The sequence below is a fragment of the Armatimonadota bacterium genome (assembly GCA_031459765.1).
Lineage (GTDB): Bacteria > Sysuimicrobiota > Sysuimicrobiia > Sysuimicrobiales > Kaftiobacteriaceae > Kaftiobacterium > Kaftiobacterium secundum.
Window position 1 is genome coordinate 340,688 of sequence record JAVKHY010000001.1, and the last position, 25,854, is coordinate 366,541.

Sequence of the window (25,854 nt, forward strand, 5' to 3'; positions counted from 1 at the left end):
CGATTTCCTGGGCGTGTTCTCAGATGCGGTCACCGGGTCCTCGGTCACGACACCGGGGGATCGGCATCGCGGTCGCGGCGTCGGCGCTGGCCGCCTTCGGGGTCGGCGTCCTTCGAGGGGAGTCGGCGTCCGAGATGTTCCTCGTAGCCGTCGCGCTCGCGGTCTCCGCGATCCCCGAAGGCCTCTCCGTGGTACCTGGCACCGACGCAGTTCGTGCTGCGCCTGGAGCCGATCCCCCCTGCGATGTGGCCGAAGATGATCGCCGCGGCTTGCACCATCTTGCTGGTCGTGGAGGGGCACAAGCTCCTGCGTCGTCATCGCTCCTCGCCGAGCGCGGCAGGTTAATGAGAGGAGCCCCTCCGCAGCGTGCATAATGACACATAGCATGTCCTTGCCATTCCCCTGACGAACCTGAATGAGATGGGTCTGGCTACGGTCGTCCTCTCCGGGTTCATTCTCGCCGCTGCCGCCCCGTGGCTGGCGCGGTGGTGGGGGCGCACTGCCGGGTGGTTGCTCTCATTCCTGCCGGTCGCGCTTGCGATCTACCTCGGACTGCAGCTTCCCATGATCACCGAGGGCAGGCCGCAGTTCGCCCGTTTCTCCTGGGTACCCGCGCTTGACGTCGGCCTTTCCTTATACCTTGACGGGCTGAGCTTGCTCTTCGCCCTGCTCATCACCGGCATCGGCAGTCTCATCGTGATCTATTCGGGGGGGTACCTGGCCGGGCATCCGCACCGGCACCGGTTCTACGCCTTCATGCTGATGTTCATGGCGTCGATGCTCGGCCTGGTGCTGGCGGACGATGTCATCGCGCTGTTCGTCTTTTGGGAACTAACCAGCCTGAGTTCGTACCTGCTCATCGGCTTCGACCACGAGCGGCCAGCGGCGCGCGCCGCCGCGCTGCAGGCCCTGCTCGTCACCGGCCTGGGCGGCCTGGCCCTGCTGGCCGGCGTCCTCATGCTCGGGTCGGTTGCGGGCAGCTTCGAGCTTTCCACCATCCTGGCGCGCGGGGAGACGGTTCGCGGCCAACCCCTGGCTCGGCCGGCGATGCTGCTCATTCTGGTCGGCGCCTTCACCAAATCCGCCCAGGTCCCGTTTCACTTCTGGCTGCCCAACGCGATGGAGGCACCCACGCCGGTCAGCGCCTACCTCCACTCGGCGACGATGGTCAAGGCGGGCGTCTACCTGCTGGCCCGGCTCAACCCGCTGTTCGCCGGTATGGAGGGGTGGTCGTCCTCGGTGACGACGATTGGCGCGGCGACGATGATCACGGGCGCGGTGCTGGCCATGATGCAGGTTGACCTGAAGCGGATCCTGGCCTACTCCACCGTGAGCGCGCTGGGTCTGCTCACGATGCTGCTCGGCTTCGGGACGGAGGCCGCGGCGGCGGCGGCGATGGTGTTCCTGCTGGCCCACGCGCTGTACAAGGGTGCCCTGTTCCTCGTCGCCGGGGTCGTGGATCACGAGACCGGCGTCCGCGAGATCACCGGGCTGGCGGGGCTCGGTCGGGTCATGCGCATGACAGCGCTCGCCGCCGGGCTTTCTGCACTGGCCATGGCGGGACTCCCTCCGTTTCTGGGTTTCATCGGGAAGGAACTGGTCTATGAAACGACCCTGCACGTCCCGGGCGGGAGGGCGGCGTGGACGACGGTGACCATGGCCTGGAGCATCCTCTACGTGGCCATCGCCGTGATCTCCGGCATCGCGCCGTTTGTCGGCCCCCGGATCGCCCCCGCAAGCACCAGGCACGACGGTCCCGTGACCCTGTGGCTGGGTCCGCTGGTGCTCGGCGCGCTTGGTCTGGCCATGGGTGTCGCGCCCGGTACCGTGGCGCAGCCGCTGGTCGAACCGGCCGCCGCAGCGGTGGCGCCGGGTTCGGCGGATGTTTCACTGGCGCTCTGGCACGGCGTCAACCCCGGTCTGGCCCTCAGCATCGCGGGTCTTCTCGGCGGGCTTGCGATCTACACCGCGCAGGGCGCGCTGCGGCCGGCCCTGGACGGCGCGACACGGCTGCTGCCTTGGGGACCAGCGCGGGCGTACGAGGCCGGTCTGGACGGCCTCAACCGGGCGGCAGTGGCCCAGACCCGCGTCCTGCAAAGCGGCTACCTCCGTTACTACCTGCTGCTGATCGTCCTTGCCGCTGCGGTCACGGGATGGTACACGCTGCTGCGCTCCGGTGTGGCGGGCGGTCCCTTGCGATGGGAGTGGGGCGACGCGCGGTTCCACGAGCTGGTGCTCGCCGCGCTGATCATCGCGGCCGCGGCCTGGGCCGCGCGATCGCCGTCCCGCCTCGGCGCCGTGGCGTCGCTCGGGGTCACCGGGTACGGCGTGGCGTTGATCTACTTCATCTTTGGGGCGCCGGATCTGGCCATCACGCAGTTCCTGGTGGAGACCCTGACGGTGATCCTGTTCGTCCTGGCCTTCTACCACCTTCCCCGTTTCGCGGTGCTTTCGCACCCTGCGGCGCGGCTCCGGGATGCGGCGGTGGCGGTGGCCGCCGGCGGCTTGATGACTCTGCTCGTGGTGGCCGCCGCGGGGAGCGGAGCGACACGCGCCGTTTCCGCCTACTTCGCCGAGAACAGCCTGCTGCTGGGTCATGGCCGGAACGTCGTCAACGTCATCCTGGTGGACTTTCGCGCCCTGGACACTCTGGGGGAGACCGTCGTGCTGGCGGTGGCCGGGATCGGGGTGTACGTGCTGCTCAAACTGCGTCCGCCGGGGCGGGGGCGGTGACCTCGCTGATCTTCTCCACGGCCGCGCGGTTCCTTCTGCCGCTGCTGCTGCTGTTCTCCCTTTTTCTCTTGGTGACCGGGCACAACGAGCCGGGCGGCGGTTTCGTCGGCGGGCTCGTGGCCGCGGGCGCATTCACCCTCTATGCCATCGCCTACGGGGTTGAGGCGACACGCCATCTCCTGCGGGTGGACCCGCGTCTTCCAGTCGCCATCGGCCTGCTGGTGATCGTCACGAGCGGCGTGATCGGCCTCTTCCGCAGGCAGCCGTTTCTCGCCGCGCGATGGTGGGATCTTCCGGTGCCCGGCGCCGGGCCCGTCACGGTGGGGACGCCGATGGTCTTTGACGTCGGGGTTTACCTGGTCGTGGTGGGAACGACGCTGACCATCATCATATCGCTTGCGGAGGAGTAGGTGTGGAGACGCCGCTGGCAGTCGTCATCGGGGGGTTGTACGCCGTCGGCCTGTACCTGATGCTGCGTCGCAGTGTCGTCAAGCTGCTCATCGGACTCGCTGTGCTGACCAACGCGGCGAACCTGCTCATCTTCACCGCGGCGGGGATGACCCGCGGCCGGCCGCCCCTTGTGCCGTCCGGCCAGGCGCAGCTGTCCCCGCCCTATGCCGACCCGCTCCCTCAGGCGATGATCCTCACCGCGATTGTCATCGGTTTCGGCGTGCTGGCCTTCGCCGTGGCCCTTGTCCACCGGGTGGTGCAGGTAGTGGGCAGCGACGACCTCGACGCGATGAAGACGACCGACACATGAATCTGCTTCCGGTGCTGCCCCTGTTGATCCCTCTGGTGACCGCGCTGGCTTGCCTGCTGGCCTGGGGACGGCGGTCTGCGCAGCGCAGCCTGGGCGTGGCCGGTGCGGCCGCGCTGCTCGGCGCGGCGATGGCTCTGCTCCGCACGGTCTCCCGCACCGGGATTGTCGCCGTCCAGATAGGGAACTGGCCGGCGCCGTTTGGCATCACACTGGTGGCGGATCTGTTCAGCGCGATCATGGTCACGGTCACGGGGGTGATCGCCCTGGTCGTGGCCGTGTACTCGCTCGCCGCCATGGATGCGCGGCGCGAGGTCTTCGGCTACTACCCGCTGCTCCATCTGCTGCTACTGGGGGTGTGTGGCGCCTTCCTGACCGGAGACCTCTTCAACCTCTACGTCTGGTTCGAGGTCATGCTGATCGCCTCGTTCGTGCTGCTGGCGCTCGGCGGCGAACGGCCGCAACTGGAGGGGGCCATCAAGTACGTGACGCTGAACCTGATGTCCTCCGCGCTGTTCCTGGCCGCGGTCGGCGTCCTCTACGGCACGGCCGGAACGCTGAATATGGCCGACCTGGCGGTCAAACTTCGGGCGTCCGCGGCGCCCGGACTGGTCACGACCCTGGCGGTCCTCTTCCTCGTGGCCTTCGGTGTGAAGGCCGCGATCTTCCCGTTGTTCTTCTGGCTGCCCGCCGCCTACCACACGCCCCCGGTGGCCGTCTCGGCGGTCTTCGCCGGCTTGCTGACCAAGGTCGGCGTGTACGTGATGATCCGCGTCTTCACCCTGCTGTTCGTCCAGGACGTGGGATACACACACCAGATCATCCTCGTCGTCTCCGGTCTGACGATGGTCACGGGCGTTTTGGGCGCGGTGGCGCAGAACGAGTTCCGGCGCGTGCTCTCGTTTCACATCATCAGCCAGATCGGCTACATGATCCTCGGCCTGGGCCTGTTCACCCCGGCCGCCCTGGCCGGATCGATCTTCTACATCGTTCACCACATCATGGTGAAGACCAACCTCTTTCTGGTCAGCGGCGCGGCTTACCGGCTGCGCGGCACCTTCGAGTTGAAGTCGCTGGGGGGACTCTACCGCGAAGCGCCGGCGCTCAGTATCCTGTTCCTGATCCCCGCGCTTTCCCTGGCCGGGATGCCCCCGCTGTCCGGCTTCTTCGCCAAACTGGCCCTGGTCAAGGCCGGCATGGAGCGCGGCGAATACATCATCGTGGCCGCGGCCCTCGGCGTGGGACTGCTCACGCTGTTCTCGATGACAAAGATCTGGGCGGAGGCGTTCTGGAAGCCAGGAGAGGCCTCGGGCGCCGGCGCCGCGCCGGGAAGCTGGGCCTGGATCATCGGACCGATCACTGCGCTGGCCCTGGTCACGGTCGTCCTGGGACTGGTCGGACAGCCGTTCTTCGCCCTGGCCAGGCGGGCGGCCGAGCAGTTGCTGAATCCCGCCGCGTATATCCAGGCGGTACTCGGAGGGCCTCCCCGATGATGCTCCTCTGGAACATCTTTCTCGCCGCGATCTGGGCGGCGGTCACCGGTCAGGTCACGGTGCTCAACCTGCTCGTCGGGTTCGCCCTCGGGCACCTGGTCCTCTGGGTCGTGCAGCGGGCCGTCGGCCCCACCTCCTCATACTTCCGGAAGGTCCGCCAGGTGCTGGGGTTCGCGGGTTTCTACTTGTGGGAACTGATCCTGGCCAACATGCGCGTGGCCTACGATGTTGTCACGCCGACGCACCACATGCGCCCGGGCACGATCGCCATCCCGCTGGATGCCCGGACCGACGTGGAGATCGCGATGCTGGCGAATCTGATCACGCTGACACCAGGCACATTGAGCCTGGACGTCGCATCCGACCGGCGCGTTCTGTACATCCACGCCATGTACATCGACGACGTGGACCGCGTGCGCCGGCGGATCAAGCACGGCTACGAGCGCCGGGTGCTGGAGGTCCTGCGATGACCCTCGTCGCCTTCGCCATGCTGAGCCTGGCGCTGGTGCTGGCCTTCACCCGGCTGGCGCGCGGCCCGACGCTGCCCGATCGGGTCGTGGCGCTCGATCTGATTTCCGCCCTCGCCGTAGGCATCATCGGTGTCTATTCGATTGAGACAAACCAGCGTGTCCTGATCGAGGTGGCGATCGTCCTGGCCCTGATCTCGTTTCTGGGCACGGTCGCCTTTGCGCGCTATCTGGAGAGGCGGGCCCGTGCCGAGTAACATCGTCTCCACCGCGTTGATGCTCATCGGGGCGGCCTTTCTTCTTCTGGCCGCGGTGGGTGTCACCCGCATGCCCGATCTCTTCACCCGGATGCAGACCACCACCAAGGCGGCAACCCTGGGGGTGGGATGCGTCATTCTGTCGGTCGCCGTGCACTTCGGCGACCTCGGCGTGATGGCCCGGGCCGCGGCGGTGATCGTGTTCGTCCTGCTCACCGCGCCCGTGGCCGCTCACATGATTGCGCGGGCGGCCTACCTGGTCGGTGTGCGGCAGTGGGAAGGGACGATCGTCGATGAGCTGCGGGGACGCTACGATCTCCGGACGGGTACCCTGCGCAGTCCCGGGGTGAACAGGAGCGATACCGATGCGGACGATTGACGACGGCCTGGCCCGGTTTCGGCGGGTCAGACCGGGGTGGGGGCCCACCGCGCCGCTGCTGCGCAGGATGCTGATCACCGGCCTGCTGGTGACGATGCCGCTGGCCGTGACCTACCTGTTGTTGCGCTGGCTCTTCGCCACGCTGGACGGCCTGCTTCAGCCCCTGGCCCGCGCCTTCATCGGGGCCACCATCCCGGGGCTCGGGCTCGTCGTCGGGCTGGTCCTCATCCTGTTCATCGGGGCGGTGGCGAGTAACGTCGTCGGTCGACGGCTGTTAACCCTTGTGGACCGACTGATGCTGCGCATCCCCCTGGCCCGGCCCGTGTACAGCGCCACGAAACAGATCTCGGACGCCCTACTCGGCGATCAGCGCTCCACATTTCGGCGCGTGGTCCTTGTGGAGTGGCCGAGGCACGGAGCGCATACCGTCGGTTTCGTCACGGGCGAAGATCGCGCGGAGGATGGGACCGCCCTGGTCAGTGTCTTCATCATCAGCGCGCCGAACCCGACCACCGGGTTCCTGATGCTGGTTCCCGAATCGGAGGTCGTGCCGACGAACCTTTCGGTGGAAGATGGGATGAAACTCGTTCTGTCCGGCGGCATTGCCGGGACGTTGGCCGAGATCTCCCGGGCACTGATCGTTCGACACCGGCCGCAGGGCGCATCGCCCCACCTTCCCGGGTGAGACCGCTCCGCAACCGCCGCCCTGACAGGGCGATCCTTCCAGCTGGCCGAACTGGCACGGAGAGCTGGCCTGCGGAGCGTGTACCCGCTTGATTGAGACTGTATTCTTCAAAGACGTGGTCCTGGTGGTCGTCGCCGCGCTGCTGGGCGGTGCCGTCGCCACCTGGCTACGCCAGCCGCTCTTCGTAGGCTATGTGATCGGCGGGCTGCTGGTGAACCCTTTTACACCAGGCCCGGCGGTCCAGGATGTCGCGACGTTTCAGCTGTTCGCGCAGATCGGCGTCATCCTCCTGATGTTCACGATCGGGATGGAGATGACGCTGCGCGAACTGACCCGGGCCGGTCCTCCGGCGCTCTTCGGCGCCCCCGTGATGGCTGTGCTGACCATCGGCCTCGCCGTGGCCGCGGGGGCGGCCCTGCACTGGCCCCTGGCGCAGGCCGCGGCGGTCGGGATCGTCATCGCCAACTCCAGCAGCATGGTGGCGGCCAAGCTGCTGCTGGAGCGGGGAGCGGTCAACTCTCCGCACGGCCACGTCGTCCTGGGCACGACCCTGATGGAAGACCTGCTCACCGTGGTGCTGATCGTCGTGCTGCCGATCCTGGCCCGCGGCGAGACCGGCCGCCTGGGCGCCACGGGTCTCGCCGTCGCGCGCGCCGCCGCGATCCTCATCCCGTTTCTGTTCCTGGCCAACCGGGTGATTCCGCGTCTGCTGGCGCGGGTGGCCAGACAGCGCAACACGGAACTGTTCATCATCGTCGCCATGGCGATCGCCGTCGGCACCGCCGCGCTGTCCGCCGGCCTCGGTCTCTCCCTGGCTCTGGGGGCGTTTCTGGCCGGGCTGGTGATCAGCGAGTCCGACGAGTTCACCCACGAGATCCTGACGCGCGTCCTGCCGCTGCGTGACCTGTTCAGCGCCCTGTTCTTTGTCTCCGTCGGGACACTGATCCGGCCGCGCGATCTCCTGGCCGCTCCCTGGCTTCTGGTGCTGGTTGTGGCGCTCATCCTCGGGGGAAAGTTCGTCCTGCGGCTCCTCACCCTGCGGCTGTTTCGCCTGCCCCTGAACATGGGGGCCCTGGTCAGCGTCCACCTGGCGCAGACCGGCGAGTTCACCTTCGTCATGGCCCAGGTGGCGCTGACGGCCGGCCTGCTGAGTCAGGGGCTCTACCAGGCGGTCCTGGCCGCGTCGCTCGTCTCCATCCTGGTCATCTCGTTCATCTCGGACCTGGCTCATCGGTGGATCGAGGTGCCCACCCCGCGCTTCCCGCCGCCTGGCGAGGCGGAGCGCGAGGCGGGACGTGTGCTGGTGTGCGGATTCGGCCGGGTCGGCGGGACGATCGGGGAGGCGCTGGAGGCGTTTCGCATTCCTTTTACCGTCATCGACCTCAATCCCCAGGTGGTGGAGGCCCTCCGGCAGCGTGGCATTCCCGTGGTCTACGGGGACGCGGCCGGGGAGCCGGTGCTGCGCAGCGCCGGAGCCGAGCGGGCCGTCCTGGCCGTCGTCGCCACGCCGGACTTTGAGCGGACCCGTCTGGCCGTGCGGCGGCTGCGCCAGCTTAACCCCACGGTGCCCATCCTGGCGCGGTCCACCCGTCCGGGTCAGCGCCCGGCGCTGATCGCGGCGGGCGCGAGCGAGGTGATCCAGCCGGAGTTCGAAGCGGCGCAGACGCTGATCCGGCACGGGTTGGAGCAGCTGGGCATCCCCCACGAGCAGATCAAGGAGTACATGGCCGAGCAGCGGGCCGCCGCCGAACTCTCGGCGGGGCGCGCTCCCCAGCTGCCGCTGCATCATCTGCTGGAGGCGACGACGGTGCGGATCGGCCCGGGGTTCTGCGCGGACCGCTCGCTGCGGCAGGCCCGGATCCGCGAGCGGACGGGCGTCACCGTCCTGACCGTCCGCCGCGCGGACGGGGACGAAGTCATTAACCCCGGCCCGGATGTGGTGCTGCGTCCCGGCGACCTGGTGACGATCATCGGCCTGCCGGAGCAGATCACGCTCTTTGAGCGGTTGAACCAGGAGGCGGACTGATGAGGGGCGGCGAGGAGATCCTGGTCGTCCCGCGCGCGGTGCTGCTGCCGGAGCCGGTGCACGGGTTCATCACCCAGGACGCGGCGGAGTATCTGGCGCGCATTCGTGCGGAAGCCACCTTCCGGCGGCGGAACGATGTGGAAGACGATCCTTCGATGAAGCAGATCATTCCCTACCTGATCGTCCGGCACGGCGGGCAGATTTTCGTCTTCCAGCGGACGCAGAGGATCACGGAAACGCGCCTGCGGGGCAAGTTCAGCATCGGCATCGGCGGGCACATCAACCGATCCGACGTCGCCGGGGCCGGGGACGTCCTGGAGGCGGGGCTGCGCCGCGAACTGGCCGAGGAGCTGGTGGTCGACGGGCCGTGGGCCGCGCGGTTCGCGGGCGTCCTGAACGACGACTCCAACGACGTGGGGCGGGTACACTTCGGATTGGTCTACGTTGTCGACACCGCCGCTCCGGCGATCGCGGTGCGCGAACCGGAGACCCTGGCCGGCTGGCTCACCGCCCCGGGTCGCCTCCGGGACCTGTATGATCGGATGGAGACATGGTCGCAGCTGATCCTCGATGCCGTGGATCCCATGAGGCTCTGACCAGCACGAGCTCGACCGTCGCCTTCGCGCCGGCGCCGTACCATCTCATCCGCACCCTGTCCTGCGGTCAGGCGTTCGGGTGGCGCATCGACGGAACACTGGCGACGGGTGTCTTTGCCGGCCGCCGGATCCGGCTGCAGCAGCGCGACTCCGCCGTCGCCGTGGCCGGGTTGGACGATCCCCCGGCGCGTCGCGCCCTGCGCCGCTACCTCGGTGTCGATCAGCCTCTCCGCGAGATCGAGAGCCGGCTGGGCCGGGATCGCGTCCTGCGGCGGCTCCTTCCCCTGACGAGCGGGATCGCCCTCCTGCGCCAGGACCCGTGGGAGTGTCTGGTGGGTTTCATCGTTTCCGCCTTCAACAACATCCCCAAGATCGAGCTGACCCTGCGCCGCCTCACCGAGCGATTCGGGCAGCCGGGACGGGAGGGGGCGGTGACGTTCCCGACCCCCGACGCGCTGGCCGAGGCCCGGCCCGGGGAGCTTCGGTCCTGCCTCCTGGGTTACCGCGCCCCGTACGTCCGAGAGGTGGCCCGCCTGGTGTCACGGGGGACGTTCGATCTGAGCGCCCCCGGCCGCGCGCCCTACGACGACGCCCGCCGGATGCTCCTGGCGCTGCCGGGTGTGGGGGAGAAGGTGGCGGATTGCGTCCTGCTTTTCGCCTACGGCAAGGGCGAGGCCTTCCCGGTGGACGTGTGGGTGAAACGTGCGGTGGAGCAGTGGTATCTCGGCGGCCGCGCTCGCAGTGAGCGGTGGATCAGGGAGTTCGCCCGGGACCGTTTCGGGGATCTCGCCGGGTATGCTCAGCAGCACCTCTTCTACTACCGGCGGTCACTGGGGCGGGGACGGCCAGCTTAGGCCAGCCCGGCTCAGGGCCGGGGGTGTGCGGCGAAGAACTGCCAGATCACCTCGGTGGCGTTGATCTCCCTGCTCACGCGGCCCACGATCGCTCGAGGGAGATACTGGGGGCCGCCGGGCCAGGTGTGGCCGCCGCCTTCGATGGTGTACAGGACGACCGCGGTCTGCTCCGCGCAGGCCGTGTAGGCCGTTCTCTTCACGCGGGTCCCGTCGGTCGGAGCCGTCTCGGGCAGGGCGGAGACCTCGGGCGGGCCGGGGCAGCGGTTTGCGGCCGCCCACTTCCGGATGATCTCCTCCGTGGAGATCGTCTCACCGCGGTTGCGCGCCACCGGGCCGCCCTCGTAGGGGACGAGCGGGTCGTCCGTGCCGTTGATGACGAGGACGGAGACCGGCCGCTCCGGATGCAGCGAGGCGGCCACCGCCGGCGCCATCCCGGCGGCCACGGGGGCGATGGCCGCGAGGCGCGAGGACAGGCGCGCCGCCAGCAACTGCGACATGAACCCCCCGTTGGAGATGCCGGTGGAGAAGACCCGTCGGGGATCGACGGGATACTCTGTGGACAGCCGGGTGATCAGCGCCGCGATGAATCCCACGTCGTCGATCCCCTCGGCCTGGGCCCGGATGTGGGGATCGCCCCGGCCGTCGTTCCAGTTGCGCTCCCAGGCGTCGGGATAGACCACGAGAAAGCCGTGGCGATCGGCCAGCACGTTGAATCCGAAGCGCTCCATGCGCCTGCCGGTGCCTCCGCCTCCGTGCAGCACGAACACCAGCGGAACGGCGCGGCCCGCCGGTAACGCTGGCGGCACGTACAGGAGGAACGTGCGGCGCACCCCCCCGATGTCGATGGTGCGGCTGACCGACGCACCGGTGGCCGGCGGGAGGAGTGGCGGCCGGGCCAGAAGGGCGAGGGCCGCGAGCAGCGACGTCCCGAGAACGATTCCGGCGCGTCTCATCTACGGCGCGACCTGGATGGTGCCGTCGCCTTCACCGGTAATATGCCCGATCTGCGCGGCAAGGACGTTCCGGCGGGCCAGGGCCGCGGTCAGGGCCTGGAGCCGCGCCGGCGGGACAGCCATGAGCAACCCCCCCGACGTCTGCGCGTCACAGAGGATCAACTGGTCGCCCTCGTCGAGCCCGGCGAAGTCGACGCGGGATCGCAAATATTCGTAGTTGCGGGCCGTCCCTCCGGCGATGGCGCCCTGTCGGACGAGGGTGCGGGCTTCCGCCAGGACCGGGATGGCGGTGTACGACAGTTGGGCACGCACGCGGCTGGCGGACGTCATCTCGTACAGGTGGCCGAGCAGGCCGAATCCGGTGACGTCTGTGGCGGCGTTCACCCCCACCTCGACCATCGCCTCCGCGGCGTCCCGGTTGAGCGTCTCCATCACCCGGATGACCTCGTCGATCGCCTGGGGTGACGTCTTCTCCTGCTTGATCCCCGTGGTGATGATGCCGATGCCCAGCGGCTTGGTGAGGACCAGGCGGTCGCCCGGTTGCGCGCCGACGTTGCGCACGATCCGGTCGGGGCGCACCACCCCCGTGACGGCCAGCCCGTACTTCGGTTCCGGGTCGTCGATGCTGTGGCCGCCCGCGATGAGGACCCCCGCCTCCCGGGCCTTGTCCGCGCCCCCCTGCAGGATCTCCTCCAGGACCGCCAGCGGCAGCTTTCCGCGCGGAAAGCCGACGATGTTCAGGGCGAGGATCGGCCGGCCGCCCATGGCATAGACGTCGGACAGCGCGTTCGCCGCGGAGATCGCCCCGTAGTGGTACGGGTCGTCTACGACGGGCGTGAAGACGTCTACAGTCTGGACGAGGGCGAGGTCGTCGGCGAGGCGGTAGACTGCCGCGTCGTCGACGGTGCTCGTCCCCACCAGGAGGTTCGGGTCGCTGGGAACCGGCAACCGGCGCAGGACCTGCGCCAGGTCCTCAGGACCGAGTTTGGATGCTCACCCCGCGCAGGCCACCAGCGCGGTGAGCCGGACGCGCTCCCGTGCCGTCACGCCCTCACCCCCTTCCGGAGCCGACGTCACCCGTCGATTGTAGCATGGAGGCGGAGACCCGACGACGAAGTCGCGCAGGGGAGGCTCCGATCATGACGTTGCACCAGCTCCGCGTCTTCGCCACTGTGGCGCGACTGGGCAGTTTCTCGCGCGCGGCCGAGGAGCTGGGGATCACCCAGCCCTCGGTCAGCATCCAGGTCGCCGACCTGGAGCGGGATCTGGGCGTGGAACTGTTCCGGCAGGAGGGGAAGCGGATCGCCCTGACTCCCGCCGGGCAGGCTCTGGCGGAGTACGCTCCGCGGATTCTGGCCCTGGCCGACGAGGCCGTGGCCGCCGTCCGTCAGGCCGGCCGCGAACCCGTCGCTCCCTTCGAGGTCATCGAGCACACCTCGGAAGCGGGGATCATCGCCCGGGGACGGACCCTGCCCGAGGTGTTCGCCAACGCCGCCGCGGGCATGCTCTCCTTCATCATCTCTCCAGAATCCGTCCGCCCCGTTGAGTCGCGCCGGATCGTCGTCACCGCCGACGACCGCGAGGGGCTCCTCGTGGCGTGGCTGAACGAACTGCTCATCCTGCTCAACGGGGACGGCTTCATCCCCCGGGAATTCCGCATCGAGGAGCTGGAAGCTACGCGCCTTCAGGCGGAGGTCCGGGGCGAGCCGGTGGATCCCGGGCGGCACCGCTTCCGACTCGATGTCAAGGCGGCCACCTACCATCAGCTCGAGATCGGCCGGGACGGCGGATGGTACGCGCGGGTCATCTTCGATGTGTGAAGAGGGGCCGGGACGAAGGAGCGAAGGAACAAGGAGATTCGCCGGCAGCGGGCGCAATCAGAAGTGAGACTCCCATGCTCGATCTGAAGCTGATTCGGGACGATCCGGAACTGGTGCGCGAGGGGCTGCGCAAGAAGCACGCCGATGTGGGCCTCGTCGATCGCGTCCTGGAGCTCGACCGCCGGCGGCGGGAGTGGATCCGACAGGTGGAAGCGCTGCGCGCCGAGCAAAACCAGGCCTCCGCGGCCATCCCCCGCCTGACCGGCGAGGAACGCGCCCGCCGCCTCGCGGAGCTGCGGGAGGTGGCCGACCGTCTGAAGGCGCTGGAACCCGAGCTGAAGACCCTGGAAGAGCGGCTGCACCGGACGCTGCTGCTCTTCCCCAATCTGCCCCATCCGTCCGTCCCGCCGGGGAGAGATGCCTCGGAGAACGTGCCGCTGCGCACCTGGGGACGGAAGCCGGAGTTCACCTTCCCTCCGCTGGACCACCTCGATCTGGGGACGCGCCTCGGCATCATCGATATGGAGCGCGGCGCCAAGGTGGCCGGGTCGCGCTTCTACTACCTGAAGGGTGCGGGGGTGCTGTTGGAGCAGGCGTTGATGCGCTTCGGGTTGGACCTGCTGGTCGCGGAGGGGTTCACGCCGGTCGTCACCCCTTTCCTGGTGCGCCCCGAAATCATCACCGGCGCCTGGGGGGGCGCGGAACTGGATACCCAGCAGGTCTACCGGATCGAGGGCGAGGATCTGGCGCTGATCGGGACCTCGGAACAGAGCCTGGCCGGCATGTATCAGGGGGAGACGCTTGAGGAGGAGACCCTGCCCCGGCGGTTCGCCGGGATCTCCTGGAATTTCCGCCGGGAAGCCGGCAGCTACGGACGCGACGTGCGCGGCCTCTACCGGGTGCATCAGTTCGACAAGCTGGAGATGTTCTCGTACGTGGTGCCCGAGCGCTCCTGGGACGAGCACGAATACCTCGTCTCGCTGGAGGAGCGCTTCCTGCAGCGGCTGGGGCTCCACCACCGGGTTGTGGCGATCTGCGGCGGCGACACGAGCATCCCGTCGGCGAAGACCTACGACGTGGAGACGTGGATGCCGGGCCGCGGCGAGTTCGGGGAGACGCAGTCCTGCAGCAACTGCACGGACTTTCAGGCCCGGCGGCTCGGGATCCGCGTGCGGCGGGCCCGCGGCACAGAGTATGTGCACACCCTGAACGGGACGCTGGTGGCGACCAGCCGGGCGCTCATCGCCGTGCTGGAGAACTACCAGCAGCCGGACGGCAGCGTCCGCATCCCCGAGGTTCTGGTCCCGTACATGAACGGGCAGGAGGAGATCCGACCGTGACTCTGCGCTTTGTGGTGTTCGGTTCCGGCGCGGTGCTGATGGCCCTGGAGATCGTGGGCAGCCGCGTACTGGCGCCGTACTTCGGCAGTTCGGTTTACGTGTGGGGCAGCCTGATCAGCATTTTCCTGGCCGCCCTCAGCGTCGGCTACTACCTGGGCGGCGTCGCCGCCGACCGCTGGCCCCGTCCCGGTGTCCTGGCCCTGACGCTGGGCACGGCCGGCGTCCTGATCCTCCTGTTGCCGCCGCTGGCTCGGCCCATCCTGGAGGCCTTCACGGTCTGGGATCTGGGACCGCGCCTGTCGCCGCTGCTGGCCTCCGTCGTCCTGTTTGCCCTGCCCAGCGTCCTGATGGGCGCCACCTCGCCCTTTGCCATCAAGCTGGCCGCGACGACGCTGGCCACCGTGGGCAACACCGCCGGCGTCCTGTACGCCATCTCCACCGCCGGGAGCATCGTGGGAACGCTGCTCACCGCCTTCGTGCTCATTCCGGCGATGGGCGTACGGGCGATTCTCTACACGCTGGGAGGGAGCCTGCTGGTCTTCTCGGCGTTGATGGCGATGCTGGCCGCGCGCGGCGTCCGCCGCGCCGCGGCCGCCGTCACGGTGCTCGCCCTCGTCCTCGCCGCCCTCCCCGCCGCCGGGCAGACGCGGTGCGGCGAGCCCCGCGTGGTGTTCGAGCGCGACACCGTGTATCATCGCATCCGTGTCGCCGAGGACAACTGCTACCGCTGGCTGCACTTCGACCGCTCCCGCCAGGGCGGCATGTTCCTCACCGACCCGCGGGAGAGCCCGCTGGTCTATCCCGACTACTTCCTGCTAGCCTGGCTGTTCAACCCGAACATCAGGCGCGTGCTGGTGGTCGGGCTCGGTTCCGGCTCCGTCCCCAAGCGCCTGCTCAGCGACTTCCCGGGCGTGCAGGTGGACTCCGTCGAGCTGGACCCGGTCGTCGTCGAGGTGGCGAAACGGTACTTCGCCGTCACCGAGGGACCGCGCCACCGCATCTTCGTTCAGGACGGCCGCCAGTACATCCGACGGACGGATACCCCGTACGACCTGATTGTCATGGACGCCTACCACGCCGAGGGCGTGCCCTTTCATCTCGTCACGCAGGAGTTTTTCCGTCAGGTCAAGGCCAGGCTGACGCCGGGCGGGATCGTGGCCGCCAACATCGTCGGGTTCCTGGGCGGCCCGGACAGCAAGCTCTTCAAAGCGATCTACAAGACCTACGCTGCGGAGTTTACGGGGCTGTACCTCTTTCCCGTGCAGGTCCAGTATTACCCCGAGGAGGATCGGGTGCGCACCATCATCCTCTTCGCCGGGGCCCGGCCGGGGCTCGGCAGGCGTGACCTGACGGCGACCCTGGGCCAGCTGCGCCGGGAGAAAAAAGTCCCCCCGGCGCTGCGCACCGACTTTCTGGGCGACTTCTATACCCGGCCCGTGGCGACGGACGAGGTGCCGGTGCTGACCGACGACCGCTCCTTCAGCGACATCCTCCCGGTGTGGGGCTGGGACCCGGAACGCAGGTAGCCGTCTACTTGGAGTGCTTGTCTGCGACCTTAGTTGCGCCGTAGGCGTCGGGCTTGGTCACGGCCAGGTACCCTGAGCCGGTGACCATGCCGACCACCTCGCGAATGATCCGCTTGGTGTCGCCGTTGGGGCCGACGTCGAGGTGGATCTCCACCGGTAGTTCGGAGTGGCCGTTGCGGGAGAGCTCGGCGCTGATTAGCCCGGCCGTCTCCAGGGAGAGCGCGGTCTCGAAGAAGATGCGCTGGCGCAGGCTGTCCATCTTCCGGTTGTACATCTTCCGGTAGAAGTACCGCCCGCCGTGGCCCAGGCGGTGGATGATGACCGCGGTGACGAAGCAGGTCTGGTCGCTGAGCAGGGAGTCCGTGCCGATGATCAGGTGGTATTTCTGGTCGGGCTCCTCGTTCATGTAGCCCACGAGGTGCTCGAACATCTGGCGGAAGCTGAGTCGGCCGAAAGTGGGGCTGACAAACTCCATGGCGCCCCGCGCCGTCTTGGCGGGCCGCCCCGCCGGCGCCGCGCCTGTAGGCTGCGGCCGGGCGGGTGTTGACGAGCTCTGCGCGTCCATGACGATCTCCGTCCATTGAGTATACGGTAGGCGCGCAGCTCCCCGCAATCGGGCTAGATCTCCCTCCGGCCCTCCAGCGCCTTGGCCAGGGTCACTTCGTCGGCGTACTCCAGATCGCCGCCGACCGGCAGCCCGTGGGCCAGGCGCGTGACCTTGATCCCCAGAGGCTTCAGGATCCTGGCCAGGTAGATGGCCGTGGCCTCGCCCTCCACGCGGGGATTGGTGGCGACGATGACCTCTTTGACCTCACCGCCTTTCACCCGGGTGAGCAACTCGGCGATTTTCAGGTCGTCGGGCCCGACGCCGTCCAGGGGGGAGATCGCCCCGTGCAGCACGTGGTACCGTCCCTTGAATTCCCGGGTGCGCTCCATGGCCAGCACATCGCGCGGATCCTCGACGACGCAGATCACCTCGGCGCTGCGGTTCGGGGCGGTGCAGATGGCGCACGGATCGACATCGGTGATGTGGAAGCAGATGCTGCAGTGGCGGATGCGGGCCTTGGCGTCGAGGATCGCCTGGCTGAGTCGGGCCACGTCTTCCGCCGGCAGGCCGAGGATGTAGAAGGCCAGCCGTTGCGCCGTCTTCGGCCCCACCGTGGGCATCTTGCTGAGCTCTTCGATCAGCCGCGCCAGCGGCTCGGCGTACACCGGACGTCCGCCCTCTAGATCAGGCCCGGCGGCAGCGGCAGCCCGCCCGTGACGGTCCGCATCTTCTCTTCCGCTCTGGTGCGCGCCGCCCGCTGCACTTCGGTGAGGGCGGCGAGGATGAGGTCCTGGAGCATGGTCACATCCGAAGGATCCACGACGGAGGGGTCGATCCGGATCTCCTGGATCTCCCCGTGCAGATTGGCCACGGCGCGCACCACCCCGCCGCCGGCCGTGGCCTCCACGCGTTCCCCTTTCATCTCCTCCTGCACGCGGGCCATCTCGGCCTGGAGCTTCTGCACCTGCTTCATCATCTTCCCGAGGTCACGCATCCTTGATCTCCACGACGTGGCCCCCGAACAACTCCACCGCCCTGGCCACAAGCGGGTCGCTCTGGACCGTGATCGCCGGCCCGGTGGGGGCCGGGGGCGCCGCGTCGTCGAGGACGGTGCAGCGCAGGCGCAGGTGGTGACGCAGGACGCGCTCGACGGCGCCTTCCACGACGGAACGGTTCTCCGGACGGTGCAGGTTGTCCCGATGGAAATTGTATCCCTGGCGGAGGCCGATCACGAGGTGGTCGTCCTCGACGGCCAGCGGTACGCCCTCGATCAACAGCGCGTGGCAGAACATCTTCGTGCGCTTGACTTCCTCCAGGATGCGGGCCCAGGACCGGCGGACGTCCTCGATCCCCACGGCGGGAACGGGTGGTTCAGGCGCGACTCCCGGAGGCGAGGCCACGGCGGCGCCGACCGAGGCCGGAGCGGCCGCGGGCGGCGGAGCGGTCGCGGCGTTCTGCGGCCCCTCGGAGGGGGGTCTGCGCGGTGCGCGCGAAGGACGCTCCGCGGCGCGGGAGGGTTGCTCGGCGGCCGGTTCGCGCTCCGGGAGCGGCAGGGGAGGGGTAGCCGGCGTCTGACGCGCCGGCGGTGGAGTCCCGGGGGCCGTGCCCAGCCGTTCCTCCAGGGCATAGAGGCGCGTGCGGAGTCCCTCCAGCGTCGGATCCATCTCCGGCCGGCACAGCCGGATCAGCGCGACCTCCAGGGCCAGCCGGGGCTGCGGGCTCCAGCGGGCTTCCGCATCGGCGGCGGAGAGCACGTTGAGCGCGCGCAGGATCTCCGGAAGGTCGATCCTGCCGGCCTGCGCCTGCAGCGCCTGCAGCCGCCCTTCGGTCGTGTCCAGGACCTCCCCGCGGCCTCCTGTCCGGAGCACCAGCAGGTCGCGGAAGTGGTCGAGCAGCGTGCGCAGCACCTGGCGCACGTCCTTGCCTTCGTTGATGACCTGCCCCACCAGTTCCAGCGCCGCCGGCGCGTCGTGGGCCACGATGGCGTCGGCCAGGCGCAGCGAGACATCCTCGGGCAGGAGGCCGAGCAGGGCCTGCACGTCGGCGGCGGTGATCGGTCCTTGCGCAAAGGCGGCGAGCTGGTCGAGGATCGACTCCGCGTCCCGGACCGACCCGTCGGCCGCGGCGACGATCAGCGCCAGTGCGGGATCGTCGATGGCGAACCCCTCGGTGGCGGCGATGTGGCGCAGGCGGGCGATGATCTCCTTCTGAGAGACACGGCGGAAGTCGAAGCGCTGGCACCGGGACAGGATGGTCGCCGGGAGGCGGTGCGGCTCGGTGGTGACGAGGACCAGGACGGCGTGCTCGGGGGGTTCTTCCAGGGTCTTGAGCAGCGCATTCGCCGCCTCCGGGGTCAGCATGTGCGCTTCGTCGATGATGTAGACTTTCTTGCGTCCTTCGGTGGGGGCCAGGCGGATCCGGTCCCGCAGTTCGCGGATCTCCTCGATGCCGCGGTTGCTGGCCGCGTCGATCTCGATGACGTCCACAGAGTACCCGCCGGCGATGGCCTGGCAGTTGGGGCAGGTGTTGTCGGGGGTGGGCGTAGGCCCCTGCAGGCAGTTCAGCGCCTTGGCCAGGATGCGCGCCGTGGTGGTCTTGCCCGTCCCGCGGTGGCCCGCGAACAGGTAGGCGTGCACGACCCGGCCGGTGCGGATGGCGTTCTGCAGGGTCCGCGTGACGCGTTCCTGGCCGATCACCTCCTCAAAGGTCTGGGGCCGCCACTTCCGGTAAAAGGACAGGTGGGACATGCACGCCTCCGGGGATACGCAGGTGTGGTGCTCTCTTCGCCGGAGCGGAAAGTCTCTCCTTGCCTGCGCGCCGTGCGCGCAAGGAGGCCTGTTCGGAGGCAGCGAAGCATCGGGGAGTGCCCCTTTCGCCCGAGCTGGCCGTCTTCCTCATCGTCTCCGCCCTGGCCGCCACCTGGGTCCACACTGACTACCGGTCCCGGACCGACGGACCGTTGTGGGAGCGGATCGCCTGGTGGCTGGGCACGCTCCTGGCCCTGCCCATTTTCCTCCCCATCTACCTCGTGGCGGCCCGGCCGCCCGGCCGCCTGGTGCGCTGCCCGTCGTGCGGGCGACTGACCCTGGCCCACCGCGCCGCGTGCCGCCATTGCGGCAACGCCATCGCCTTCGAACCCGGCCCGCGCCTGTGGGGTCTGTCCGAGGTGGCGGGGATCAGTCTCGCCTTCATCCTCACCCTGGCACTTGTGGCGCAGACGCTGGGCGTGGGGCCGGAGGTCTCGTTGCCGGAACTGGTGGCCTTCGCCACCCTCCAGAACGCCCTGTTCATCGGCCTCACCCTCTACGTGGCGCGCATCCGCTACCGCCTGCCCGCCGCCACGCTGGGCCTGAGGGCGCAGCGGTGGCCCCTGTGGGTGGCCGGCGGTCTGATCGCCGGCGCCCTGTCCGTCCCGGTGAGCACCGGCGCCGAAGACCTGGCCATCACCATCATCGCCTTCTTCACCGGACGGGCCAGGGCGGAGGCGATGGCGGAGGAGGAGCATCTCAGGGACGTGCTGACCGGCATCCTGCAGGGACCGCTGACGGCGGGCCAGATCGTGTTGATCTTCCTCCTGCTCTGCGCGCTCGTGCCGGTGGGGGAGGAACTGTTCTTCCGCGGATTCGTCTACGGCGCCCTGCGCCGATGGGGAATCCCGCTGGCCAACGTCCTCTCCGCTTTCTTCTTCGCCGCCGTCCACCACCAGGTGGTGCACTTCCTGCCCGTCTTCCTCCTGGGGATCATCCTCGCCTGGCTGTACGAGCGCACCGGCTCGCTGCTGCCGGCGATGCTGGTGCACGCCCTGAACAATGCCGTGGCCATCCTGCAGACCCTCTACGGCTGGAAGTTCTGAGCCGGCTGGAAGAGCTGACGGCCTCCGGCCCGGGCCGGAGGGCGCCGGGTTCGGCCGTGCACCCGCCGTCGTCGACCGCCCTCCAGGCGGCTTCGGCGCCGCCGGCTCGGACCAGGTCTCCCCGCGGCACACGAGAGCCCTGACGTACCGTTGCTTCCTTCCGGACCTGGCGGGGTTGGTCAGATCTCGTTGCGCGGGACCCGGTCGTCGTCGCCGCGTGCGCCGGCCCGGCCCTGCAGAGCAGCGTCTCGGGCGGGAGTTCAGCCCCGCTGTAGCGGATTGCGGGTACAGGGAACCGCTAGCTCCCCGCCTAGCACGGCCGTCTCCATTGTACACCCGGCGCGCCCGCAGACGCCCCCGCGGGCGGAGGACGCCGGGGCCGCCTAGCGGGGGAGGAGGAGCCGGATCCGCTGCGGCGGCCAGTAGATGAGGATGGCCTGGCCCACGATCTTGTCTTTCTTCAGGGCGCCGAAGGAGCGGCTGTCCTCGCTGTTGTTGCGGTTGTCGCCCATGACGAAGACCGCATCCGCCGGGACGGTGACGGGACCGAAGTCCCCCTGCGGCACCCCATTCACGTACGGTTCGGCCACCGGCATGTTGTTGATGAAGAGCCTGCCCTCTCTGAGTTCCAGCCGATCCCCCGGAAGGGCGACGATGCGTTTGATGTAGTTGCGCTCGGGGTTGAGGGGGTACCGCAGGACGATCACGTCGCCGCGGCGGGGCTGCCGCAGGCGGTGCAGGAATTTGTCCACCAGCACACGATCGTGGGGGAGCAGCGTGGGCTCCATGGAGTACTGCTCCACCTGGAAGGCCTGCGCCACGGAGACCATGATCAGCTGCGCCAGGATGAAGGCGATGATCAGGGTCTTGGCGAACTCCCACAACCCGCCCGCCGCCCTGCGCCAGATGGGCCTCGTCGAGGGTGCTTCCATAGAGCGTGTCCTATCATAGCGGCCGGCCATCGGGACCGTCAATTGCGCGTCCCGCCCTGCGGCGCCGGCCGCCCACAGCCCGACTGTGATCTGCGTCACACTCCGCCCGTGACGATGGTCATCGTCCCGACCCGCTGTAGTGGTTAGGCTGTGTTCATAGATCAAGGCGAGGGCGACCAATGCAGAACCACTACGCGGTCGAACGATTCGTCCAGGAACGCCACCGGGAGGCGCTGGCGATCGCCGAGGTGCAGGCCCTGCGACGCCGGGCCACTTCCGCCCGGCGCGCCCGCCGCTGGGCGGGTCTGCTGCGGTGGTTGCGCGCAGTCTCTGCCGCAGCGGTCCTCCATCCCGGTGAAGGTGCCCGGATGGCGGGGTCTGTCCGCGAGCCCTAAGAGATCCGCTGCCGCAGACGGGGCGTGTCCAGCAGAGCGATCTTCCGCCCGCGGAGTTCCAGCAGCCCCTGGGAGCGGAAGGAGGCCAGCGCGCGGTTCACCCGCTCGCGGGTCGCGCCCACCATGGTGGCCAGGTCGGTCTGGGTGAGGTCAAAGTCGATCTCGACCCCGCCGTCCGTCCCGACCCCGTAGCGGTCGGCCATCTCCAGAAGTATGCGGGCCAGGCGGGCGTGGACGTCCAGATAGGCCAGGCTCTCCGCGTACTCGGTGACGTGGCGCAGGCGGGTGCTGAGCAGCGCGATCAGGGCGATGGCGAACTGCGGTGTGGCCCCTGCATACTGCAGGAACTCCTGGCGGCTGAAGGTGTAGACCGTGGTGTCCTCGAGACCTGATCCTTGTGGAAGATCACGGTGCCCCGCCGGAAGGTGCGCCGGCGCAGTTGCCGGACCAGCCCGGTCAGCGTGGCATCGTCCAGCGCGGTAAACAGCGGGACCCGCTTCAGCAGTGCGCCTAACTCCGCCCCCGCCATCGTGGGCCAACCCTTCGGGAGAAGGCGGGGAGCTTCCTTCGAAAGTTTACGATCGGGAGCACCTGGGGTATCATGAGGACGCGTGCGGTGAGGTGCAGGAGCCCGGCTGAACTGGCGGCACTGGAAATGCCGTAGGGGCGCAAGCCTCTCGAGGGTTCAAATCCCTCCCTCACCGCCAGTTACCCCAGGGCCCGGGCCGCCCGCGGCGATGCCAGAAAGCGCGGGCGCCACTGTTCGGGCAGCGTCTGCGCCATCCGCTCGATGAAACTCCGCAGCGCGTCGCGGTCTTCCGGACGGTCCAGCAGCTCGCGGCGCACTTCCAGGGCCCGCCACTCCCGGACCACATCCTCGCTCTGCCGGCTCCAGGCCAGCGCCTGATCCAGCAGCGCCGGCACCTGCGCGCTCCCCTCCCGGGCGGCGAGGCGCGCGTCGAGGATGGCCAGCGAGGCCAGCGCCGGCGGTGAGGCGAAACGCAGCAGATCCGGCCGGCGCGGCTCGACATACCGCCGGAGGTCGTCCAGCCTTCCCGCGTCGAGGAAGGCCTCGCCAGCGGTGAGCACCGCCTCCACGTCGGAGGGGATGAACACCCCGCCGGGCAGGGCGGCCAGTTCGTCCAGCGCGCGCGCCAGCGCGGCCCGGTCCTTTTCCGTCAGGGCCAGCTCGACCGCGGCCAGCAGGGAGATCTGGCGCCAGGCCGGCGAATGCGACTCGGATGTGGCGGCGTTGCGCCACATCGCCCTGGCCTGTTCCTGGTCCCCGACCTGGTCGTAGGCTAGGCCGCTGAAGTAGTAGAGCCAGGGATACTGGATCCTGGCCAGCCCGTGGATGCCGATGCGGGCTGCCTCCAGGTTCCGCACGGCCTCCACCCACTGGCCGAACGCCGTCTGGATGCGACCGATGAAAAAGTGCGTGTACGCGGCGCGCCGACGGTCTCCGATCTCCTCCGCCAGAGCCAGAGCCTCAAAGCCGTGCGCCAGCGCGGCCCGGTACTGTCCCCGGAAGCCGTGGATCACGCACAGGTAACTGAGCGAGGTGGCCTGACGGGACTTGTCCCCGGCGGCGCGGGCCGAGGACAACCCGTCGGCGGCCGCCGCGACGGCCTCATCGCCGAATCCCGCGCCGACCAGCGCCATGCACAGCAGGTTGAGGCCGCGGGCCAGCGCCGCGGGATCGCCGGATTGGCGCAGCAACTGCAGTCCCTCGGTCAGCGAGGGGTGGTCCGGCGGCAGCCGGCCGCGATCCCAGGCGACGTTGGCCAGGTCAATCAGCGTCTGCCCCAGGGCCAGCCGCGCCCCGGCCTCGCGGGCCACCTCCGCGGCTTCGCGGAACCGCCGCTCCGCCTCGTCCAGGTCCGTCAGGCGGTGATGGATCAGCCCGATCTTGTTCTGGAGGACGGCGACCAGCGTTCGATCGCCCACCGACCCCGCCGCCTGCAACCCCCTCTCGAAGTCGGCCAAAGCGCGGGCGTACTCGCCGATGAGCTGATACACATCGCCCCGATCGCGGTAGACGGCCGCCTGCAGAGCGGGGGCTCCCGGCCCGGCCGCCTCCAGGGCCTGGGTGAAGAGACGCAGCGCGTCGGCGTTCGCGTAGTGGCGGCGGGCCTTCAGACCGGCGCGGTGGAGGTAGTCGGCGGCGCGTTCGTCCCCGGCCAGGCGCAGGTGCTCGGCCAGGATCTCCACCACCTCTTCCAGGCGCGCCCCCAGGCGGGGTTCCATCCAGCGCGCCGCCGCCGCGTGCGCCCGCTGGCGCTGCCCCCGCGGCAGGAGACTGTAGGCCACGTCGCGGGCCAGGATGTGGCGGAAGGCGTATTCCTGTTCCGCGGCGATCGAGGAGACGGGTCGAGCAACGATGAGTTCCCGTGTCACGAGCGAGTCGATCGCGGCGACGGTCTGCTCCGCGGTCAACCCGGCGATCTCGCTCACGGCCGACGGCCAGAACGTGCGGCCAACCACCGCGGCGGCCTGGAGCACCCGCCGCTCGAGCGGCGGCAGCCGGTCGATGCGCGCCGTCAGCACCGCCTGCACCGTTTCCGGAACCACCGCACCCGGCGCGCCGCCTTCCATCATCATGCGCACCAGCTCTTCCACGAAGAGGGCGTTGCCCCCGGCGCGCTGCGCGATCGACCGGACCGCCTCCGCGGTCAGCCCCGCTCGGGCCAGCGAGGACACCAGCTGCTCCGCCTCCTGCAGGGAGAGGGGCGCAAGGTCGATGGTTGTGGCGTTGCGCCGTCCTCCTCCCCAGGTCGGACGGCGCTCGAGCAACTCCGGACGCGCCAGGCAGATGATGAACAGGGGGATCCCCATCGCCTGCTCCGCCAGCATGGCGGTGAGGTCGAGGACCGCGTCGTCCGCCCAGTGGACGTCCTCCAGGGCCAGGATCACCGGGTGGTGCGCGGCCAGAGCCGTGATCAATCCCCGCCACGCCTCGAACAGCCGGTGGCGGACGAGTTCGGGATCGCCCCCGGCCTCGCCGCCGAAGGTGAGCAGGAGTCCCTCCGGCAGGTCGGCACGGCCGGGCAGCACCTCCGCCAGCCACGACGCGACCTTGGCGCGCACGACGTCCGGCGCATCGGTGTCCATCAGCCCCGCCTGAGAGCGCAGGATGTCGAGCAGTGCGTGGTAGCCGATCTGTCCTCCGAAGGCTACGCTGCGGCCGCGCAGCACCAGCGGACGCGGCTCCCGGTCGCGGACCTCGGCCAGGAACTCGCGCAGCAGGCGGCTCTTGCCTACGCCCGGCTCGCCGATGACGGTGACCAGCTGAGCCCGGGCGTCGTCGCGGCTGCGCTGGTAGAGACTGCGCAGGATGCCCAGTTCGCCGTGGCGGCCGACCAGCGGCGCCGTGATCCGCCGGGCCTCCGCACGCTCGGGCAGCGCCGCCGTCGCGGCCCAGATCCCCAGCGGCGTCGCTTTCCCCTTGACGGACAGCGGCGGGAGAGGGCGGTACTCGATGCTGTCCTTCGTCAGGCGATAGGTGTGCTCGCCGACGATAACCATGCCGGCGGCGGCGGTCTGCTGCAGTCGCGCTGCGGTGGTGACGGCGTCGGAGACGAGGAAGTCGCGCTGGAAGGTGGAGCCCGACTCGGCCACGACCTCGCCGGTGTCGATGCCCACACGGGTGGCCAGCTGCACGCCGTGGCTGACGGCGAGGTGCGTGTTCAACACGGGCATCGCCTGCTGGATGGCCAGCCCGGCCCGCACTGCGCGCTCGGGATCGTCCTCGTGGGCGACGGGCAGGCCGAAGACGGCGAGGACGGCGTCGCCCAGGTAGTTGGCGACCGTGCCTTCGTACCATCCTTCGACCACGCCCTGCACCACGGTGTAGAACTTGCCGACGACCTCGCGGGCCTCTTCCGGATCCAGCCGCTCGGTCAGGGCGGTCGAGCCCACCAGATCGGCGAACAGGACGGTGACCACCTTGCGGGTTTCGGCGGTGAGGACCGGCGCCTCGCGCCGGGGCGGCTCCCGGCGCAGGCGGATCCCGCAGTTCCCGCAGAAGCGCGCCTCCTCCGTCACGGATGCGCCGCATTCGGGGCAACGGGTCGCCAGCGGCTTCCCGCAGTGGCTGCAGAAGCGGGCCCCCGGTGGATTGGAGGCCCCGCAGTTCCGGCAGGCAGGGGAAGCGTCCATGTGCGGCAGGATTAGACGGGGCGTGGGAACAGTCCTGTGAAGCGAACGTTACAAAAGGAGGCTAGTGGTGAGAAAGATTCCCT

26 protein-coding genes, 1 tRNA gene and 1 other RNA gene are annotated in these 25,854 nt (G+C 69.3%); 17 read left to right on the forward strand and 11 right to left on the reverse strand.

What is annotated here, in order from left to right; translation table 11 throughout:
* Positions 1-44 precede the first annotated feature (44 nt).
* The gene (locus tag QN141_01615; GenBank protein ID MDR7557170.1) at positions 45-278 is read right to left on the reverse strand and encodes a hypothetical protein; all 234 of its coding nucleotides are present in this window, start codon (positions 276-278) and stop codon (positions 45-47) included.
* A 148-nt stretch (positions 279-426) separates the two neighbouring features.
* Here QN141_01615 and QN141_01620 point away from each other — a divergent pair, with 148 nt between their 5' ends.
* The 11 genes from QN141_01620 (at position 427) to QN141_01670 (ending at position 10,247) form a co-directional block, all read left to right on the forward strand.
* On the forward strand, positions 427-2,733 hold the full coding sequence (locus QN141_01620; protein MDR7557171.1) for a putative monovalent cation/H+ antiporter subunit A: 2,307 nt from the start codon (positions 427-429) through the stop codon (positions 2,731-2,733).
* Positions 2,730-3,143, forward strand: coding sequence for a Na+/H+ antiporter subunit B (locus tag QN141_01625; protein ID MDR7557172.1), 414 nt, complete (start codon positions 2,730-2,732; stop codon positions 3,141-3,143). Before QN141_01620 ends, QN141_01625 begins: the two co-directional genes overlap by 4 nt.
* Before the next feature lie 2 nt (positions 3,144-3,145).
* Complete coding sequence (locus QN141_01630; protein ID MDR7557173.1) at positions 3,146-3,493, forward strand: Na+/H+ antiporter subunit C; 348 nt, start codon at positions 3,146-3,148, stop codon at positions 3,491-3,493.
* On the forward strand, positions 3,490-4,983 hold the full coding sequence (locus QN141_01635) for a Na+/H+ antiporter subunit D (GenBank protein ID MDR7557174.1): 1,494 nt from the start codon (positions 3,490-3,492) through the stop codon (positions 4,981-4,983). The genes QN141_01630 and QN141_01635 overlap by 4 nt, the downstream gene beginning before the upstream one ends.
* On the forward strand, positions 4,980-5,453 hold the full coding sequence (locus tag QN141_01640; protein ID MDR7557175.1) for a Na+/H+ antiporter subunit E: 474 nt from the start codon (positions 4,980-4,982) through the stop codon (positions 5,451-5,453). Before QN141_01635 ends, QN141_01640 begins: the two co-directional genes overlap by 4 nt.
* Positions 5,450-5,707, forward strand: coding sequence for a cation:proton antiporter (locus tag QN141_01645; GenBank protein ID MDR7557176.1), 258 nt, complete (start codon positions 5,450-5,452; stop codon positions 5,705-5,707). The genes QN141_01640 and QN141_01645 overlap by 4 nt, the downstream gene beginning before the upstream one ends.
* The gene (mnhG, locus tag QN141_01650; GenBank protein MDR7557177.1) at positions 5,697-6,086 is read left to right on the forward strand and encodes a monovalent cation/H(+) antiporter subunit G; all 390 of its coding nucleotides are present in this window, start codon (positions 5,697-5,699) and stop codon (positions 6,084-6,086) included. Before QN141_01645 ends, mnhG begins: the two co-directional genes overlap by 11 nt.
* Complete coding sequence (locus QN141_01655) at positions 6,073-6,771, forward strand: DUF502 domain-containing protein (GenBank protein ID MDR7557178.1); 699 nt, start codon at positions 6,073-6,075, stop codon at positions 6,769-6,771. Before mnhG ends, QN141_01655 begins: the two co-directional genes overlap by 14 nt.
* 88 nt (positions 6,772-6,859) lie before the next feature.
* Positions 6,860-8,797 carry a cation:proton antiporter gene (locus QN141_01660; protein ID MDR7557179.1) on the forward strand — a complete coding sequence of 646 codons (1,938 nt, stop codon included), beginning with the start codon at positions 6,860-6,862 and terminating at the stop codon, positions 8,795-8,797.
* Complete coding sequence (locus tag QN141_01665; protein ID MDR7557180.1) at positions 8,797-9,393, forward strand: hypothetical protein; 597 nt, start codon at positions 8,797-8,799, stop codon at positions 9,391-9,393. Before QN141_01660 ends, QN141_01665 begins: the two co-directional genes overlap by 1 nt.
* Entirely contained in the window at positions 9,348-10,247 is a 900-nt protein-coding gene (locus QN141_01670) for a DNA glycosylase (protein MDR7557181.1), read from the forward strand. Before QN141_01665 ends, QN141_01670 begins: the two co-directional genes overlap by 46 nt.
* Before the next feature lie 11 nt (positions 10,248-10,258).
* Here QN141_01670 and QN141_01675 read toward each other — a convergent pair whose 3' ends face one another.
* Together QN141_01675 and selD are read right to left on the reverse strand one after the other, a co-directional pair.
* On the reverse strand, positions 10,259-11,200 hold the full coding sequence (locus QN141_01675) for a PHB depolymerase family esterase (protein MDR7557182.1): 942 nt from the start codon (positions 11,198-11,200) through the stop codon (positions 10,259-10,261).
* Entirely contained in the window at positions 11,201-12,247 is a 1,047-nt protein-coding gene (gene selD / locus QN141_01680; GenBank protein MDR7557183.1) for a selenide, water dikinase SelD, read from the reverse strand. It abuts the gene before it with no gap.
* Positions 12,248-12,339: 92 nt separating this feature from the next.
* Here selD and QN141_01685 point away from each other — a divergent pair, with 92 nt between their 5' ends.
* The 3 genes from QN141_01685 to QN141_01695 all read left to right on the forward strand — a co-directional run bounded on the left by QN141_01685 (position 12,340) and on the right by QN141_01695 (position 15,886).
* Positions 12,340-13,020 carry an archease gene (locus QN141_01685; protein MDR7557184.1) on the forward strand — a complete coding sequence of 227 codons (681 nt, stop codon included), beginning with the start codon at positions 12,340-12,342 and terminating at the stop codon, positions 13,018-13,020.
* Positions 13,021-13,094: 74 nt separating this feature from the next.
* Positions 13,095-14,360 carry a serine--tRNA ligase gene (serS, locus tag QN141_01690; protein MDR7557185.1) on the forward strand — a complete coding sequence of 422 codons (1,266 nt, stop codon included), beginning with the start codon at positions 13,095-13,097 and terminating at the stop codon, positions 14,358-14,360.
* Positions 14,357-15,886, forward strand: a complete 1,530-nt coding sequence (locus tag QN141_01695; GenBank protein ID MDR7557186.1) for a fused MFS/spermidine synthase — start codon at positions 14,357-14,359, stop codon at positions 15,884-15,886. The genes serS and QN141_01695 overlap by 4 nt, the downstream gene beginning before the upstream one ends.
* A gap of 4 nt (positions 15,887-15,890) precedes the next feature.
* Here QN141_01695 and QN141_01700 read toward each other — a convergent pair whose 3' ends face one another.
* The 4 genes from QN141_01700 to dnaX are packed head-to-tail and all read right to left on the reverse strand — an operon-like array spanning position 15,891 to position 19,180.
* Positions 15,891-16,451 (reverse strand): ribonuclease H-like YkuK family protein, encoded by a 561-nt coding sequence (locus tag QN141_01700; protein ID MDR7557187.1) that lies wholly within the window; start codon positions 16,449-16,451, stop codon positions 15,891-15,893.
* Positions 16,452-16,504: 53 nt separating this feature from the next.
* Positions 16,505-17,098, reverse strand: a complete 594-nt coding sequence (gene recR / locus QN141_01705) for a recombination mediator RecR (GenBank protein ID MDR7557188.1) — start codon at positions 17,096-17,098, stop codon at positions 16,505-16,507.
* Between the two features lie 14 nt (positions 17,099-17,112).
* Positions 17,113-17,427: a YbaB/EbfC family nucleoid-associated protein gene (locus tag QN141_01710; GenBank protein MDR7557189.1), complete on the reverse strand. Its 315-nt coding sequence runs from the start codon at positions 17,425-17,427 to the stop codon at positions 17,113-17,115.
* Positions 17,420-19,180: a DNA polymerase III subunit gamma/tau gene (gene dnaX / locus QN141_01715; protein MDR7557190.1), complete on the reverse strand. Its 1,761-nt coding sequence runs from the start codon at positions 19,178-19,180 to the stop codon at positions 17,420-17,422. The genes QN141_01710 and dnaX overlap by 8 nt, the downstream gene beginning before the upstream one ends.
* A gap of 116 nt (positions 19,181-19,296) precedes the next feature.
* Here dnaX and QN141_01720 point away from each other — a divergent pair, with 116 nt between their 5' ends.
* A complete protein-coding gene (locus tag QN141_01720; GenBank protein ID MDR7557191.1) occupies positions 19,297-20,286 on the forward strand; it encodes a CPBP family glutamic-type intramembrane protease in 990 nt (329 codons plus the stop codon).
* A gap of 54 nt (positions 20,287-20,340) precedes the next feature.
* On the opposite strand, the gene ffs is transcribed toward QN141_01720, so the two are convergent.
* Together ffs and lepB are read right to left on the reverse strand one after the other, a co-directional pair.
* Positions 20,341-20,605: signal recognition particle sRNA large type (ffs, locus tag QN141_01725), an RNA gene on the reverse strand.
* Positions 20,606-20,669: 64 nt separating this feature from the next.
* Positions 20,670-21,218 (reverse strand): signal peptidase I, encoded by a 549-nt coding sequence (lepB, locus tag QN141_01730; GenBank protein MDR7557192.1) that lies wholly within the window; start codon positions 21,216-21,218, stop codon positions 20,670-20,672.
* A gap of 179 nt (positions 21,219-21,397) precedes the next feature.
* Here lepB and QN141_01735 point away from each other — a divergent pair, with 179 nt between their 5' ends.
* Positions 21,398-21,613, forward strand: coding sequence for a hypothetical protein (locus tag QN141_01735; GenBank protein MDR7557193.1), 216 nt, complete (start codon positions 21,398-21,400; stop codon positions 21,611-21,613).
* On the opposite strand, the gene QN141_01740 is transcribed toward QN141_01735, so the two are convergent.
* Complete coding sequence (locus tag QN141_01740) at positions 21,610-22,152, reverse strand: Crp/Fnr family transcriptional regulator (GenBank protein MDR7557194.1); 543 nt, start codon at positions 22,150-22,152, stop codon at positions 21,610-21,612. The two genes, QN141_01735 and QN141_01740, sit on opposite strands and share 4 nt — an antisense overlap.
* A 76-nt stretch (positions 22,153-22,228) precedes the next feature.
* Here QN141_01740 and QN141_01745 point away from each other — a divergent pair.
* A tRNA-Ser gene (locus tag QN141_01745) sits at positions 22,229-22,320 on the forward strand.
* 1 nt (position 22,321) lies between these two features.
* Here the strand turns inward: QN141_01745 and QN141_01750 are convergent.
* Positions 22,322-25,771 carry an adenylate/guanylate cyclase domain-containing protein gene (locus tag QN141_01750; GenBank protein MDR7557195.1) on the reverse strand — a complete coding sequence of 1,150 codons (3,450 nt, stop codon included), beginning with the start codon at positions 25,769-25,771 and terminating at the stop codon, positions 22,322-22,324.
* Between the last annotated feature and the right edge of the window lie 83 nt (positions 25,772-25,854).